The following is a 16,035-nucleotide window of genomic DNA, read 5'->3' as shown; positions in this document are numbered from 1 at the left end:
GCGGGAAGAAAATACAATGCGAAAAGGTCGCAGGACCATCGAATAGGCGATGAGTTGCGGCATCCGGCGCGATGAATGGCTGGCGGTGCGGGGTGCAAAACTGCCATCGCGATCTTACCATGCGGACAGAAGACGGCTTTCCTGTCGAAACTGGCCCGAGCGTCGGCCGCTCGTGGTGGGAACGCTTTGTTACACTTCCGCGTCGCAATCCACATCTTGCGGCAAGATGTTCCACTGCGTCTTTGTCTTCGCGCTTGTCTATCCGTCCGCCGACATCTCCGCCGCCAGCAGGATTTCGTCGAGGCCGACGGGCTGCACGCCTAGCGTCTCCAGCAGGCCGAACATGGCCCGCCACCAGTCCCAGAACCGCGCCAGGTCGTCGCGGCTGCGGACATAGGGCGTGTGCCCCGGCACCAGGCTCGGCGAATGGAAGGAGAAACTGATCAGGCGCTGCCCCTCCTCCTCGATCGCGACGCGGACCGCCGCGAGCGCATCGCCGATCGGCATATCCTCCGGGGTGAGCGCGACCCGCTGCAATAGCCCGGCCCGCGCGAAGGCGCCCCGCGCCCGCATTCCGCCCAGCGCCGGGTACAGCGCCGCACCGGCGCGGCGCAGGCGCCCGGTGAAGACCGTGGTCAGCGGCAGTTCGATCAGCCGCCCGATGCGAAACGCGTCGCTGCCGATACGGGAAAAATCCGGCCCGAGATCGGCGCTATAGTCATAGCGCGCCCGCATCGACGCTTCGATCCGATACCCGCGGCTTGCCAGCAGCCCCGCCGTCGCCGGTCCGATGCCATAGCGCCCCGCCCGATAGGCCAAGGGTCGTCGCCCGAATGCCGCGGCGAGCAGCCCGGTCAGCGTATCAAGCTTGGCTGCCTCCAGCGCCGGCGGCAGGTTGCCCGCATAGCTGCCCCCCGGCACCGCCGGACCATAAGGCGGCGTCACCCAGGCGTGCAGTTGCGCGCCGAGCCCCGACCGCCCGTCCGCCAGCACGCTGCGCACGACCTCCGCCGCGGCAGCATCGGAGGCGACGGGATGATCGACCATATAGACCGGCGCCACGTTGCGCGCGGCGAACCGGGCATGTGCTTCGGGCAGCGCGGCTATCGCCGTCACCGCCCGGTTGCCGCGGTCGAGCGGCGCCGACCAGTCGAACTCTTCCTCGACATCGACGAAGACGACGAACCGGCGACCGAACGATGCCGGCCAGTCAATGACCGCCTCGCGCGGCGGGACGGGAACGCGATAGGGCGAGACGGCGCCGTCTCGCGCGCTCACTGCGTCGCCTGCGCCACCGTTTCGTCCTGCGCCGCAGGCAGCCGCAGCGTCAGCAAATGCTCGCCGAACACCAGTTCGCCACCCAGTTCCACCGCCAGATTGCGCGCCAGCCGCAGCGCGAACCCGGTGCCGAGCAGCGGCGCGCCCTCCGCATCGACCGGCCCCGCCGCATCGCCGTCGAGGCTGAGCAACGCATCCTCGCCATCGACGGCGAGCGCCAGCGGTCGTGCGAAGCAGATCGCGACCTGGCCGTTGGGTGCCGGCGCCTCGGCGATGTCGATCCGCTCGCCCGCCACCGCCGCCGCGGTCAGCGCCGCGAGCAGCCGCGACAGCAGACGCTCCAGCGCACGATCGTCGCTCAGCGCGGCGTGGTCGCCCATCGGGTGGATGTCGAGCGCGGTGCCGCGCAACGCCGCCAGCGGCGCGAGATCCTGCGCGATCCGTTCGAGCAGCGGTTCGAGCGCGACCGGGCCCGGCCGCAGCTCCAGCGCCCTGCCCTCGATCCGCGCGGCGGTGTCGAGATCCTCGATCGCCCCCAACAGGCTTGCCGCCTGCTGGCGGATCGTCACCGCATGTTCGCGATAGACCGGCGCGACCGGGCCGAGCAATTGCGCCTCGATCAGCTCGGCAAAGCCGGCGATCGCATTGGTCGGCGTGCGCAGCTCATGGACGAGTTGCCGCAGCGAATCGGACACCATCTTGCGCGGCGCGAGGCTCGCCTCCTCATCGGCGCGCGGCCGGCGGGCGATCGCGACATAGCCGGTGAAGCGGCCGCTCTCGGCATCGAACTGCGGCGTGCCGGCGACGCGCCACGCGCCCGCCGCATCGGATTGGCCGCCGATATCGAGTCGCGCGCCGGCGAAGCGCTGGCGCTGGCGCAGCGCGCCGTTCATCACCGCATCGACGCGCACCTCGCCCTGCGGCGTGCCGACCGCGAGTGAGGCGCCGATCAGCGCCCCCCGCGTCACCCCGTCGACCGCGCAGATCACGCCGCGATGGTCGGTGTCGAAATGGAAATAGCTGGGCGGTTCGATCGCCGGGGCGACGACGGGATCGCTGGGGTCACGCTGTTTCTGGAAGGCGTCGATCCGCGCGACCAGATCGGCGATCTGGAAGCCGCCCTCGGGACGGGGCTGCGGGGGCGGGGGCGCGACCGGCTGCGGCGGCGGAAACGGCGTGACCGTGTCGGTCACCACGGGCGCCGGCGGCGGCGGCGGCGTGGGCTCGATCAGGTCGTTGGCGGGTGCCGGAGCATCATAGCGCAGCACGAAATCCGCCGGTCCGAACGTCGCCAGCCCGCGCTCGACCGCGGCGGGAAGGTCGCGGCGGTGGCGCAACAGCGCGCGGCCATGCGCATCGAGCCTCGGCAGCAACGCCAGCCAGTCGTCGTCCGCCATCTGGGCGGTACGCAGCAGCGGCGCGGCAACCTCGATCGCGTCTTCGGCGAAGAAGGCGACCAGCGCGGCCGGCGGTCGGGCGAATGCCAATGCGCGCGCGCTCGCCGCGCGAATCGCCACCGGCACGGTCGCGCGCAGTCCGCGCAGCCGGTCGAGCGAGGCGGCATCCGCAGGAACACGCCCGCGCCCCATCAGGTCGGTCAGCTGCCGCCACGCCGATTGCGCGCCGAAACCACTCTCCATGTCGGCCGAAAGCACCGTTTTCAGGCTATCGTCGAAACGCACACCAACTCCTGGAGACCGCCCCACCTGAACGATGTGCGCGATAATCCCTTAACGATCGGGGCATGTTAGAGGAACCGCCGATTTGCCCCCGTCGCATAGTGGGACAATTGCGTTGCGCCGCAATTTTCTTATGCTTAGGGGGAGCCGCCGTCCACATTCGGCCTGTTCCTGGAGTTTGATACGCAATGTCCTTCGATCGGATCGATCGTCAGATTCTCGCCCACCTGCAACAGGATGGGCGGATGACCAATGTCGAGCTGGCCGAACGCGTCGGGCTGACCGCACCGCCCTGCCTGCGTCGCGTCCGCGCGTTGGAGGAAGCCGGTGTGATCCGCGGCTATCACGCCGATCTCGATCCCGCCAGCCTCGGCTTTCCGATCACCGTCTTCGCGATGGTATCGCTGCGCAGCCAGGCCGAGCATGATCTCGCAGCGTTCGAAGCGCATGTCGCCGATATTCCCGAGATTCGCGAATGTCACATGCTCAACGGCGAGATCGACTTCATCCTCAAGATCGTCGCCAGCGACCTCAAGAGCTTTCAGGAAATCCTGACGACGCACCTGACGCCCGCGCCCAACGTCGCCAGCGTCAAGACGTCGCTCACCATCCGTACCGCCAAATCGACATCGGGCATTCCCGTCGTCATCGACTGACGGCCCATTGCGGCAGGCAAACGAAAGGGGCGGCCCGTCGCCGGACCGCCCCCTCTCCTGTCCGGTCGCGGACGATCAGGCCGCCGGAGCGGGCGTCGATCCGACCTGGGTCCAGGTGTTCCACAATGCGGCGATACCCGCACGCGGGCTGCCGGTGACCGCACCGAAGGCGGCCTGCGCGCCGGCCTTGTCGCCCGACTTGGCGAGCGCGATGCCGAGGCGCGTGTTCACCTCATTGGCATCGACACCGCCCTTGCTGAGCGCAGCGCGGTAAAGCTCGATCGCCTTGGCGTAGTTGTTCTGGCCAAGGTACGCGTCCGCCGTCGACGCGGCGATCTTGCCGTCCTTCGACGCCAGCGCAGTCTTCTCGCTGCTCGCCAGCGAACCGTCCGCCTTGATCGCGGTGTTCGCCGCGGTCAGCAGGCTCTTCGAGAATGCGCTGGTCGCCGGGATCTTGCCCGAGGCCATGCCCTCCTTCAGCACCGCCGCCGCCTCATACGGATTGCCGCGATCGTAGACGTTCTTGGCATAATCCTCGTACATCGCCTGGTCCGGCATCGCGCCGGCGGTACGCAGCAGGCGATAGAGGTCGACCGTCTGCGCCTTGTCGGGCGCGGCGAGGCTGTTCTGCGCGAAGGCATATTGCAGGATGACGTCGCGCCACACCTTGGCGTTGGGATAGGCCGAGACGTACTTCTGCATCCAGGCGAGCGTTTCGGGCGCCATCTTCTTGTTGTTCGCGGTCGCGATCCCGAAGCGGTAATAGGATTCGGGCACGGCCTGGCCGGCGGCCTTCTGCGCGGTGATGAACCGATCGAGGTCGGCAAGGCCGCCCGCGGTGTCGCCGGCCTGCACCTTCACCTTGGCGAGCTGGAGATCGAAATCGGGGCTGTTGTAGCCCGCGGCCTTCGCCTGGGTGAAATATTGGGTGGCGACCGGATACTGGCCGCTGTTGTAGGCGAGCTGGCCGCGGCGGAACAGATACTTGCCGCGGTCGGCGGCCGGCGTGCTCTTGGCGGCGATCAGCGCGTCGAGCGGCTTGGCGAGCACGGTCTCGTCGAGCGGCGCCTTGGGATTGGCTTCCTGTGCGATCACGAGCTTGGTGTTCTCGAGATCGTAGCGGAGCGCGGCGGCGATATATTTGTCGTCGTCGGTCGTGGCGGCCGCCTCGACCTGTGCGACGAGCGGTTCGGCAGCGGCGGGGTTGCGCGCCTTGACGGCTTCCTGCGCCTGGAAGGCGATCGCCTGCACCGGCTTGCTGAGCTTGAAGCCAGGAGCCGCCTGCTCTTCCTTCTTGTCCTTGGCGGCCGCGGGGGCGACGATCGCCAGGCCGCTCACGCCGGTGGCCAGCACCGCGGCCAGCGCGAGCTTCGAAAGGGTCTTCATGCTAACTCTCTCTCCAGATAGTGAGGCATCGCTGCCGCTAACGTCTGCGGGGCTGTAACGGTCCGTCGCAAGCCGTTCAAGCGATGCCACGTCGTGTCCGCCTGCCCGACGGGCACTGAACGGCGATTGAACGGGCGCCGCCGGGCGGCTACCGGCGAGCGGGATGATCGCCGTCCTCTCCCCCGCCAAGACGCTCGACTATGAGTCGCCCCTTCCCGCCCTCACCCCGACCCGGCCGCGCTTCGCCGCCGAGGCCGAGACGCTCGCCGCCGCCGCCTCGCACCTGACGCAGAAGACGCTGTCGGAGCTGATGCACATCTCGCCGGCGCTGGCCAAGCTCAATGCCGACCGCTTCCGCGACTTCGCGCATGCGCCCGAGCGGCCCGCGATCTTCGCGTTCGACGGCGACGTCTACACCGGCTTCGACGTCAAGACGCTGGAGGAGGAGGCGCTCCCCTTCGCGCAGGATCACCTGCGGCTGCTGTCGGGCCTGTACGGCATGCTGCGCCCGCTCGACCTGATGCGCCCCTATCGGCTGGAGATGGGGACACGCTGGGCGCCCCGGCACAAGAAGCTGACCGACTGGTGGGGAAACCGGATCGGCAAGGCGCTGGCCGAGGATGTCGCCGGCGACGGCGAGAAGGTCGTCCTCAATCTCGCCAGCCAGGAATATTGGGCGGGGGTCGCCGGCCACCTGCCCGCCGACATTCGCGTCGTCGCGATCGATTTCCGCGACGGCGGCCGTTTCGTCAGCTTCCACGCCAAGAAGGCGCGCGGGATGATGGCGCGCTGGATGGTCGAACACCGCATTACCGAAATTGACGCGATGCGCGGCTTCGACACCGACGGCTATGCCTTCGACGCGGCGGCGAGCAGCGACGACCAGTGGCGGTTCGCGCGATGAGCGCCGCGGTCATCGTTGGCGCATCGGGCGGCATCGGCGCGGCGCTGCACGAGGCGCTGGTGGACGAGGCGGCGCATGACCGCATCCATGCGCTGTCGCGCTCGGGCGGCGATCCGATCGACATCACTGACGAGGCGAGCATCGCGGCCGCCGCGGAGCGGATCGCCAACGGTCCGCCACCGGCGCTGGTGATCCTCGCGACCGGACTGCTGCACGCCGGCGAACGCGGCCCCGAGAAAAGCTATCGCGACTTCGATCCGGCCTGGCTGGAGCAGGTGCTGCGGGTCAACACGATCGGACCGGCGCTGGTCGCCAAGCATCTGCTGCCGCTGATGCCGAAACAGGGGCGGACGGTATTCGCCGTGCTGTCCGCGCGGATCGGCAGCATCTCCGACAACCGGCTGGGCGGCTGGTACGGCTACAGGATGGCCAAGGCGGCGCTCAACCAGCTGGTGCGAACGCTGAGCATCGAGGAGAAGCGGCGCAACGACCGCTCGATCATCGTCGGCCTGCACCCGGGCACGGTCGATACCGCGCTGTCCAAGCCATTCCAGGGCAGCGTCCGCCCCGGCACGCTGTTCACGCCGGACCGGGCGGCGTCGCAGTTGCTCGACGTGATCGACGGGCTGACCGGGACCGACAGCGGCAAGTTGTTCGATTTCGAGGGCAAGGAAGTCGCGCCTTAGGCGCCGAGAGGATAGCCCCTGCCCTCATCGGGCGTAGACCCGATGCACGAGGTTCGGTCGGCTCCACCTCTGCCTTCGTCACCCCGGACTCGTTCCGGGGTCCACCGGGCCGCAGGAGAACTGTACCCTCTCCAGCCGCACGCCTCGCCGCGGAGTGGACCCCAAAACAAGTCCGGGGCGACGGGGTGGGCTGGGCAGGCGGATGCCCTGCCCCCGGCCGGAGGGCGACCGGTCAAGCGCAGGCCGCTCCCGCGGACATGACAGAATCGTCATGTCGCAGCCACTTACGCGTCAGACCGGCGCGGGCATCCTTGCCGCCACGACGACGCGATCCACGCGTCCGCCGGTGGAGATGACGCCATGACCAAATCCCTGCCCTTCGCAATGCTCGCACTTGCCTCGCTCTGCTGTGGCTCCGCCGCGCTCGCCACGCAGGCCGCCACGCCCAAGACCACCGCCAAGACGGTGGCGACCAGCCGCACGACCACGACGACCAAGCCGGGAGTCGGCAGCCCCTCCACCACCAAGCGCAGCACGACCCGCACCGCGGTCGCCGCCAAGGGCCGGACGGTCACCACCAAGACCAGCACCGGCAAGACCGTGACCTACGACTGCGGCAAGGCCGGCAACGCCAACAAGACCGCCTGCAAGAAATAAGCGTTCGATACTCCTGTTGTCCGCGCGCACGCGTATGTGCGTGCGCGCGTGACTTTCGGTTGCGAGGTGCCTACAAGATCGGCACACATCTGTAACAATCCGAAAGCGTACAGCCTTGGCCGACGAGACCACCCTCGCCGAACCCTCCGATATTTCGACGATCTCCATCGTCGATGAGATGAAGTCGAGCTACCTCGACTATGCGATGAGCGTCATCGTGGCGCGCGCGCTGCCCGACGTGCGCGACGGGCTGAAACCCGTGCATCGCCGCATCCTGTTCTCGGCGCAGGAAAACGGTTTCCTGTTCAACCGCCCCTACCGCAAATCCGCCCGCATCGTCGGTGACGTGATCGGTAAATACCACCCGCACGGCGACACCGCGATCTACGACGCCTTGGCGCGCATGACGCAGGACTGGTCGATGCGGCTGCCGCTGATCGACGGTCAGGGCAACTTCGGCTCGATGGACCCCGATCCGCCCGCCGCGATGCGCTACACCGAGGCGCGCCTCGCCCGCGCCGCCAATTACCTGATGGAGGATCTCGACAAGGATACCGTCGATTTCCAGCCGAACTACGATGCCAGCGAGCGCGAGCCGCAGGTGCTGCCGGCGCGCTTCCCCAATCTGCTCGTCAACGGCGCCGGCGGCATCGCGGTCGGCATGGCGACCAACATCCCGCCGCACAATCTCGGCGAAGTGGTCGATGCCTGCATCGCGTACATCGACAATGGCGCGATCACGATCGACGAGCTGATCGAGATCGTCCCCGGCCCCGATTTCCCCACCGGCGCGATCATCCTCGGCAAGGCGGGCGCGCGCTCGGCCTATCACACCGGCCGCGGTTCGATCATCGTCCGCTCGCGCCACATCATCGAGGAAAGCCGCGGCGACCGGCGCTCGATCGTCCTCACCGCCATCCCCTTCCAGCAGGGCAAGAACGCGCTCGTCGAGAAAATCGCCGAGGCGGCGAAGGACAAGCGGATCGAGGGCGTCAGCGACATCCGCGACGAATCGAACCGCGAGGGCGTGCGCATCGTCATCGACCTCAAGCGCGACGCGACGCCGGACGTGGTGCTCAACCAGCTCTGGCGGCATACGCCGGCGCAGGGGTCGTTCCCGGCCAACATGCTCGCGATTCGCGGCGGCCGGCCGGAGACGCTGAACCTCAAGGATATCATCCAGGCGTTCGTCCAGTTCCGCGAACAGGTCATCACGCGCCGCTCGAAGTTCGAGCTCAACAAGGCGCGCGACCGTGCCCATATCCTGCTCGGGCTGGTGATCGCGGTCACCAACCTCGACGAGGTGGTGCGGATCATCCGCGGCTCATCGAGCCCGGCAGAAGCCCGCGCGGCGCTGCTGGCGCGCGAATGGCCGATCGCCGAGATCGCCCCCTATCTCAGCCTCGTCGAGGCAGTCGAGGGCGTTCAGGTCGGCGACGGCTACAAGCTGTCCGATGTCCAGGTCCGCGCGATCCTCGACCTGCGCCTGCACCGCCTGACCGCGCTCGGTCGCGACGAGATCGGTGACGAACTCAAGGGCCTCGCCGATTCGATCGCCGCGCTGCTCGAGATCCTCGGCAACCGCGAGCGCCTCTACGAGGTGATGCGCGAGGAGCTGGTCGACGTCCGCTCGATCTTCGCGACGCCGCGCCGGACTGAGATCGCCGCGGCCGCCGACGGCATCGACGACGAGGACCTGATCGAGCGCGAGGACATGGTCGTCACCGTCACCGTGCAGGGCTATATCAAGCGCACCCCGCTCGACGCCTTCCGCGCGCAGAAGCGGGGCGGCAAGGGCCGCGCCGGCATGGCGACCAAGGACGAGGATGCCATCACCAGCCTGTTCGTCACCTCGACGCACACGCCGGTGCTGTTCTTCTCCAACCTCGGCAAGGTTTATCGCAAGAAGGTGTGGCGCCTGCCCGAGGGCGGGCCGGCGACGCGCGGCCGGCCGATGATCAACCTGCTGCCGCTGGCGCCGGGCGAGACGATCTCGACCGTCCTGCCGCTGCCCGAGGACGAGACGCGCTGGGGCGACCTGCACGTCATGTTCGCGACCGCCAACGGCACCGTGCGTCGCAATGCCATGGACGCCTTCGCCAACATCCCGTCCAACGGCAAGCTGGCGATGCGCTTCGACGAGGGCAGCGACGACAAGCTCATCGGCGTGGCGGTGCTTACCGAGAGCGACGACGTGCTGCTCGCCACCCGCAACGGCAAGGCGATCCGCTTCTCCGCCACCGACGTGCGCGAATTCCAGAGCCGCACCTCGACCGGCGTGCGCGGCGTCAGCCTGGGCGAGGGCGACGAGGTGATCAGCCTGTCGATCCTGCGCGGCGTGCCGTTCGACACCGACACGCGCGACGCCTATCTGCGCGCCGCGCCGTGGAAGGAGGGCGAGCGCGAAACCACGCTCGATGCCGAAACGATGGCGGCGATGGAGAAGGCGGAGGAGTTCATCCTCACCGTCACCCAGAACGGCTATGGCAAGCGCACCTCGGCTTATGAATATCGCCGCACCAATCGCGGCGGCCAGGGTATCACCAACATCGTCTCTGCCGGTCGCAACGGCCCGGTGGTGGCGAGCTTCCCGGCGCATTCGGGCGAGCAGCTGATGCTGGTCACCGATCAGGCCAAGCTGATCCGCATGTCGGTCGGCGATGTCCGCGTCACCGGTCGCAACACGCAGGGCGTGACGCTGTTCAGCGTCGCCAAGGACGAGCATGTCGTCTCCGCCGCGCGGATCGACGAGGAGGAAGAGCCCGAGAACGAGGCCGAGGCGGTGATCGCCGAGGAACTGGGCAACGCCCCGACCTTGCCGGGCGAAGACGATTTGGTCGTCGACGACGGCACCGGTCCGCAGACGATGGACGAACAGGTCGACGAGAGCGACGACGGGGAGGATGAGGCATGAGCGAGCGGCCCACCACCGCCTACAAGGTGCTGACCGGCGAGCAGATGGCCGCCCTGGAGCGGGACGGGCGCTTCGACGGCGCCCCCGTCGATCTCGCCGACGGCTACGTCCATCTGTCGACGGAGGCGCAGCTTACCGAAACGGTCGACAAGCATTTCGCCGGCCAAAGCGACCTGCATGTCGCCGCGGTCGATCTCGGCAGCTTCGGCGATACGCTGAAATGGGAGGAATCGCGCGGCGGCCAGCTGTTCCCGCATCTCTACGAGCCGTTGCTGCTGGAAACCGTCATCGCTTATGGTCCGCTGGAGCGTGCCGCGGACGGGACGGTCCGATTGCCGATTACCGGCTGATCCCGGCCGGGGCTCCACTCGCCGAGAAAGGCGGGCGGAACCCCATTCGAGACACCATCGTTACTAAGTCACAACGACGACGATGGAGAATGTCGAATGCGTACCCTGGCCCTGACGATCGGCAGCCTGTTGATGGTGCCCGCCGCGGCTCTGGCACAGCAAGCCCAGCCTGCCCCCGGCGCCTCAGCGACCGCCACCGGTTCCGCTACCGCCGCTGCGCCGACCGTCGGCGCGACGATCTATGACAGTGCGGGCGTACCGCTCGGCACCGTTGCCAGCATCACGCCGCAGGCGGTGATCCTCAACACCGGCACCGCGCAGGTGCCCGTGCCCCCCGCCTCGATCGGCAAGACCGACAAGGGCTTCGCGATGGCGATGACCAAGGCGGACCTCGACGCGGCCGTCGCCAGCTCGCAGGCGCAGGCACAGGCGGCGGTGAAGTCGAAGCTCACCCCCGGCACCTCGGTCACCGGCCTCAACGGCGCAACGATCGGCACGATCAAGTCGGCCGACGCACAGTTCGTGACGCTGACCACCGCCAAGGGCGACGTGAAGCTGCCGATCGCCGGCTTCAGCGCCGATGCGAGCGGCAAGGTCGTCGCCGGCATCACCGCCGATCAGCTCGCGGCAGCCACCGCGGGCGCAGCGAAGTAACCGGAACGGGGAGGGCTCGCCCTCCCCGTCCTATATGGTGCGGCATCGGTATGCGCGGGCGTGTCCGCCCTCACGGTAGCCCCAAACGTGCTTCGCGCCGATACGCCGCGCAAATCTCCCCCGGCCCCACCTCGCGGCGGCACTCGGCGCCGATAGAGAGCAAGATCATACCAGTGCGATGACGATCCTCACGCCGCGACCGGTTGTTCGGTCAGTGCCGCGCGGATGGCGTCGATCGCCTCCGCCGCCTTGGCGCCGTCCGGCCCGCCGCCCTGCGCCATGTCCGGCCGACCGCCGCCGCCCTGCCCGCCGAGGACCGCGACTGCCCGCCGCAGCAGATCGACCGCGCTGACCTGCGCGACCAGATCGTCGGTAACCCCGACGGCGATCGAGGCGCGGCCATCGTTGACCGCCACCATCACCGCGACGCCCGGCCCGCCGAGGCGCTGCTTGGCGTCGTCGACCGCGGCGCGCAGCCCCTTCGCCTCGAAGCCGTCGAGCACCTGGCCGATGAACGCAGCGCCACCAACCTGCTCCGGCCCGACCGCTGCGCCGCTGCCGCCGCCCATCGCCAGCGCCTTCTTCGCCTCGGCGAGTTCGCGCTCCAGCCGGCGCCGCTCGTCGAGCAGCGCGATCACGCGCGCCGGCACCTCGTCGGGGGTCGTCTTGAGCGCACTTGCCGCCTCGCGCAGCCGCTCGTCGCGGGCGTTGAGATAGGCACGCGCCGCCTCGCCGGTCAGCGCCTCGACACGGCGCACGCCCGACGAAACCGCCCCCTCGCCGACGACCTTGAACAGGCCGATGTCGCCGAGCGCGTTGACGTGCGTGCCGCCGCACAGTTCGATCGAATAGGTCTTGCCGTCGTCCTCGGTCCCCATCGACACGACACGCACCTCGTCGCCGTATTTCTCGCCGAACAGCGCCATCGCGCCCTCGGCGATCGCCTCGTCCGGGGTCATCAGCCGGGTGGTGACGCTGCCGTTGCCGCGGATCTGCGCGTTGACCGCAACCTCCGCGTCGGCAAGCTCCTCGGCGGTCATCGCCACCGGATGCGACACGTCGAAGCGCAGCCGCTCGGGCGCGACCAGCGAGCCCTTCTGCGCGACATGCGTGCCCAGCCGCTGGCGCAGCGCCTCGTGCAGCAGGTGCGTCGCCGAATGGTTGGCGCGGATCTGCGCCCGCCGGGCCACGTCGATCTGCAAGCGGACGGCATCGCCGACCTTGATCCCACCGTTCTCGACCATTGCATGATGGACGAAGATGCGGCCCAATTGCTTCGAGGTCTCGGTCACCGCGGCGCGCAGGCCGGCATCGCTCGTGATCGTGCCGGTATCGCCGACCTGCCCGCCGCTCTCGGCGTAGAAGGGCGTCTGGTTGACGATGATCGCGACGGTGTCGCCGGTCGTCGCCTGGTCGACGCGCGCGCCGTCCTTGACCAGCGCGACGACCTCGCCCTCGCCGACATCGGCGCTATAGCCGATGAACTCGGTGGAGCCGGTTTCCTCGGCGATGTCGAACCACAGGTCATCCGACGCCTTGGCGCCAGAGCCCTTCCAGGCCGCGCGGGCGGCGCGCTTCTGCTCCGCCATCGCCGCGTCGAAGCCGGCGCGGTCCACCGTCAGGCCACGCTCGCGCAGCGCATCTTCGGTGAGGTCGTAGGGGAAGCCGAACGTATCGTAGAGACGGAACGCGGTCTCGCCGGCGAGCGTCGCACCCTCGGCCATGTCCGCAGTCGCTTCGTCGAGCAGCTTCAGGCCCTTGTCGAGCGTCTTGCGGAACTGCGTCTCCTCCTGGCGCAGCGTCGCCTCGATCAGCGGCTGCGCGCGGACCAGTTCGGGATAGGCCGCGCCCATCTCGGCGACGAGCGCCGGCACCAGCCGGTGCATCAACGGTTCCTTGGCGCCGAGCAGATGCGCATGGCGCATCGCACGCCGCATGATCCGCCGCAGCACATAGCCGCGCCCCTCATTGGCAGGCAGCACGCCGTCCGCGACGAGGAAACCCGACGAGCGCAGATGATCGGCGATGACGCGATGCGACGCCTTGCGCGGCCCTTCCGCATCGGTGCCGGTCAGCGAGGTCGAGGCGGCGATCAGCGCCTTGAACGTGTCGGTGTCGTAATTGTCGTGGACGCCCTGCAGGACCGCGGCGATCCGCTCCAGCCCCATGCCGGTGTCGATCGACTTCTTGGGCAGTTCGCCGACGATCTCGTTGGCCTCCTGCTCATATTGCATGAAGACGAGGTTCCAGATCTCGACGAACCGGTCGCCGTCCTCGTCCGGGCTGCCCGGGGGGCCACCAGGGATGTGCGCGCCGTGATCATAGAAGATCTCCGAACAGGGACCGCACGGCCCGCTGTCGCCCATCGCCCAGAAGTTGTCCTTGGTGGCGATGCGGATGATCCGCTCTTCGGGCAGGTATTTCATCCAGAGGCCGAACGCCTCGTCGTCGGTGTGGTAGACGGTGGCGGTCAGCTTCTCCGCCGGGATGCCCCACACGCCGGTCAGCAGCGTCCAGGCATGGTGGATCGCCTGTTCCTTGAAGTAATCGCCGAACGAGAAATTGCCCAGCATCTCGAAGAAGGTGTGATGCCGCGCGGTATAGCCGACATTGTCGAGATCGTTGTGCTTGCCGCCGGCGCGCACCGATTTCTGGCTGCTGGTCGCGGTGGTGTAGGGGCGCGTCTCGAGGCCGGTGAAGACGTTCTTGAACGGCACCATGCCGGCGTTGACGAACATCAGCGTCGGGTCGTTCTGCGGCACCAGCGGCGCCGAAGGCACGATCGCATGCCCCTGCGAAGCGAAATAGTCGAGGAAGCCGCGGCGGATGTCGTTGGTCGAGGTCATAGGCCAAGCGACTTAGGCGAGAGACGGCCCGCCCTCAAGCGCCGTTCGTTCCGCATCCGCCGCCCATCGCAAGCCGCCCGGCAGGTCGCATGCCGCAATGTCCATCTGAAGCACGCGCCGACGCAAACCCGCTGCCGAACGGGCAGAGCCGTGGAGGATGGGCGTCGCGTAGACCCAGATTGTTCCGGTCTCCGCCAAGCAGAGCGCGTCGCCACAGGCGGCAACGACGCCGTCGATGGCCTCTTCCGCGATATAGCCGAGTCGGTGCGAGCCTGGTGCGACACACAAAGGCGCATTGTCGGCCGTGACGGGATCGAGGTGGATGCGGATGGTCAGCATCGTTTCGAGCAGCGCGATCGGTGGCGCAACGTGCAAGCGGCCCTGCTTGACGGTCCAGCGGCTGAAACCCGGCACGTCGCGACGCTCGGCAACCTCAATCGTCCGATCCTGATGCCATCCGAGCGCCCAATTGACACCATCGCGCTTGTCGAACAGCAGCGCGCGCACGGGTCGCGCCGCTGGCCCGAGCAGAGCGCGCACATCGGGCAGGATCGCACGATAGGCGCCCAGCGCAGTGCATGTCGCCGGATCGATCCGCGATCCCGGCCGATCGGTCGCCAGCCCTTCGAACAGCCTTTCCAGCTCGCCAAGACCGGCGTCGTCGATCCGCCCCGGCCAGCGGACGAACCCGACCTCGGCCAGCGCCGCCTTCACGCCAGCGGCGCGTCGATCGAGCTGGGCGGCGTGCTGAACCATCTGGGGCCGTCCGACGTCATGTGGAAGCAATCCTCCAGCCGCACCCCGAACCGGCCGGGCAGATAGAGGCCGGGCTCGTTCGAGAAGCACATGCCAGGCGCCAGCCGCGTCGTCTCGCCGCGGACCAGGTTGACCGGCTCATGGCCGTCCATGCCGATGCCGTGGCCGGTGCGATGCGACAGGCCGGGGAGCCTGTAGTCGGGGCCATAGCCGAGGCCGGCGTAGAAGCGCCGCACCGCATCGTCGACGCTGCCGGCGGTAACGCCGATCTTCGCCGCAGCGAGCGCGACCTGCTGACCGCGTGCGGCCTGATCCCAGACCGTGCGTTGCGCGGTGCTGGCGCGGCCCTGCGGCACCCAGGTGCGCGAGATGTCCGACTGATAGCCCTGCACGGTGCAGCCGCAGTCCATCAGCAGGATGGCGCCCGGCGTGATGCGATGCACCTCGCGACTGCCGTGCGGCAGCGCCGCGGCGGGGCCGATCAGCGCCAGCGCGAATTCGGGATCGCCGCCGAGTTTCGTCGTCGCGGCGTTCATCAGCGCGCCGATCTCGCTGCCGGTCATCCCCGCCTCGATCCGCGGCGCGAGCCAGCGATAGGCGGCGAGCGTGACCTCGGTCGCCGCCTGCATCAGCGCGAATTCGGCCGGCGTCTTGATCATCCGGCAGCCGCGGACCACCGGATTGGCGCTCACCTGCCGCGCGTCGGGGGCGAAGCGGGCAAGATCGGTCGGGATGAAGACGCGCGTCGTCTCCTCCACGCCGATCGGCAGCCGGTCGAGACGGCGCTCCCTGAGCCACGCCGCCACGACCGCGAGCGCATTGCCGTCCTCCTGCCACACCCGCACCTCGGCGGGCACGCTGAGCGTCTGGCGGACCGAGGGCTCTTCGAAAAACGGCGTGACGATCAGCGGCTCGCCCTCGCGCGGCAGGATCGCCAGCGTCGGCCGTTCGCTGCGGCCCCAGCGGACGCCGGTGAAATAGAGCATCGACGACCCCGGCTCGATCAGCACCGCGCCGAGCCCGTTCGCCACCATCAGCGCCTGCGCCCGCGCCAGCCGGCGGGCGCGCTCCTCGCGGCCGATCGGCGCCGCACCGGCGGTGATGTCGCGCAGCGACGACAGGTCCGGCTCGGCGGCGCGCAGCAGCCCCGACGACAGGAGCGGCACCGCCGCGGCGGCGGCGAGGAACGAGCGGCGCGAGGGCATGACAACCATCGTCCAGCGATACGGCGCTTGACCCGGAGGCCGCAATCCCCTTCCCTAACGGCGA

General features: G+C 68.7%; 13 protein-coding genes. 7 read left to right on the top strand and 6 right to left on the bottom strand.

Features of this window, described 5'->3' with window-relative positions:
- Positions 1 to 258: 258 nt before the first annotated feature.
- Together HD841_RS19860 and HD841_RS19855 are read right to left on the bottom strand one after the other, a co-directional pair.
- The gene (locus HD841_RS19860) at positions 259 to 1,278 is read right to left on the bottom strand and encodes a polysaccharide deacetylase family protein (RefSeq protein WP_179510636.1); all 1,020 of its coding nucleotides are present in this window, start codon (positions 1,276 to 1,278) and stop codon (positions 259 to 261) included.
- Positions 1,275 to 2,960: a sensor histidine kinase gene (locus tag HD841_RS19855; protein WP_373563080.1), complete on the bottom strand. Its 1,686-nt coding sequence runs from the start codon at positions 2,958 to 2,960 to the stop codon at positions 1,275 to 1,277. Before HD841_RS19855 ends, HD841_RS19860 begins: the two co-directional genes overlap by 4 nt.
- 185 nt (positions 2,961 to 3,145) lie before the next feature.
- Here HD841_RS19855 and HD841_RS19850 point away from each other — a divergent pair, with 185 nt between their 5' ends.
- Positions 3,146 to 3,613, top strand: coding sequence for an Lrp/AsnC family transcriptional regulator (locus HD841_RS19850; RefSeq protein ID WP_038658436.1), 468 nt, complete (start codon positions 3,146 to 3,148; stop codon positions 3,611 to 3,613).
- Positions 3,614 to 3,688: 75 nt separating this feature from the next.
- Here HD841_RS19850 and HD841_RS19845 read toward each other — a convergent pair whose 3' ends face one another.
- The gene (locus HD841_RS19845) at positions 3,689 to 4,999 is read right to left on the bottom strand and encodes a hypothetical protein (protein ID WP_179510635.1); all 1,311 of its coding nucleotides are present in this window, start codon (positions 4,997 to 4,999) and stop codon (positions 3,689 to 3,691) included.
- A 163-nt stretch (positions 5,000 to 5,162) separates the two neighbouring features.
- Between HD841_RS19845 and yaaA the strand changes: the two genes are divergently transcribed.
- From yaaA to HD841_RS19815, 6 genes are all read left to right on the top strand, one after another.
- On the top strand, positions 5,163 to 5,903 hold the full coding sequence (gene yaaA / locus HD841_RS19840; protein ID WP_179510634.1) for a peroxide stress protein YaaA: 741 nt from the start codon (positions 5,163 to 5,165) through the stop codon (positions 5,901 to 5,903).
- Positions 5,900 to 6,589: an SDR family NAD(P)-dependent oxidoreductase gene (locus HD841_RS19835; protein WP_179510633.1), complete on the top strand. Its 690-nt coding sequence runs from the start codon at positions 5,900 to 5,902 to the stop codon at positions 6,587 to 6,589. Before yaaA ends, HD841_RS19835 begins: the two co-directional genes overlap by 4 nt.
- Before the next feature lie 360 nt (positions 6,590 to 6,949).
- Entirely contained in the window at positions 6,950 to 7,246 is a 297-nt protein-coding gene (locus HD841_RS19830) for a hypothetical protein (RefSeq protein WP_179510632.1), read from the top strand.
- A gap of 115 nt (positions 7,247 to 7,361) precedes the next feature.
- A complete protein-coding gene (gene gyrA / locus HD841_RS19825; protein WP_179510631.1) occupies positions 7,362 to 10,160 on the top strand; it encodes a DNA gyrase subunit A in 2,799 nt (932 codons plus the stop codon).
- Positions 10,157 to 10,510, top strand: a complete 354-nt coding sequence (locus tag HD841_RS19820; RefSeq protein ID WP_179510630.1) for a DUF952 domain-containing protein — start codon at positions 10,157 to 10,159, stop codon at positions 10,508 to 10,510. Before gyrA ends, HD841_RS19820 begins: the two co-directional genes overlap by 4 nt.
- A gap of 96 nt (positions 10,511 to 10,606) precedes the next feature.
- Positions 10,607 to 11,164: a hypothetical protein gene (locus HD841_RS19815; protein WP_179510629.1), complete on the top strand. Its 558-nt coding sequence runs from the start codon at positions 10,607 to 10,609 to the stop codon at positions 11,162 to 11,164.
- Between the two features lie 188 nt (positions 11,165 to 11,352).
- On the opposite strand, the gene alaS is transcribed toward HD841_RS19815, so the two are convergent.
- The 3 genes from alaS to HD841_RS19800 are packed head-to-tail and all read right to left on the bottom strand — an operon-like array spanning position 11,353 to position 15,980.
- Positions 11,353 to 14,010 (bottom strand): alanine--tRNA ligase, encoded by a 2,658-nt coding sequence (gene alaS, locus HD841_RS19810; protein ID WP_179510628.1) that lies wholly within the window; start codon positions 14,008 to 14,010, stop codon positions 11,353 to 11,355.
- Between the two features lie 12 nt (positions 14,011 to 14,022).
- Positions 14,023 to 14,766, bottom strand: coding sequence for a phytanoyl-CoA dioxygenase family protein (locus HD841_RS19805; RefSeq protein ID WP_179510627.1), 744 nt, complete (start codon positions 14,764 to 14,766; stop codon positions 14,023 to 14,025).
- A complete protein-coding gene (locus HD841_RS19800; RefSeq protein WP_179510626.1) occupies positions 14,721 to 15,980 on the bottom strand; it encodes a M24 family metallopeptidase in 1,260 nt (419 codons plus the stop codon). Before HD841_RS19800 ends, HD841_RS19805 begins: the two co-directional genes overlap by 46 nt.
- Between the last annotated feature and the right edge of the window lie 55 nt (positions 15,981 to 16,035).

This window comes from Sphingomonas melonis (genome assembly GCF_013409985.1).
GTDB classification, from domain to species: Bacteria; Pseudomonadota; Alphaproteobacteria; order Sphingomonadales; family Sphingomonadaceae; genus Sphingomonas; species Sphingomonas melonis_A.
The sequence above is the reverse complement of the archived record's forward strand: the minus strand, read 5'-3'. Positions and strand labels throughout refer to the sequence as shown.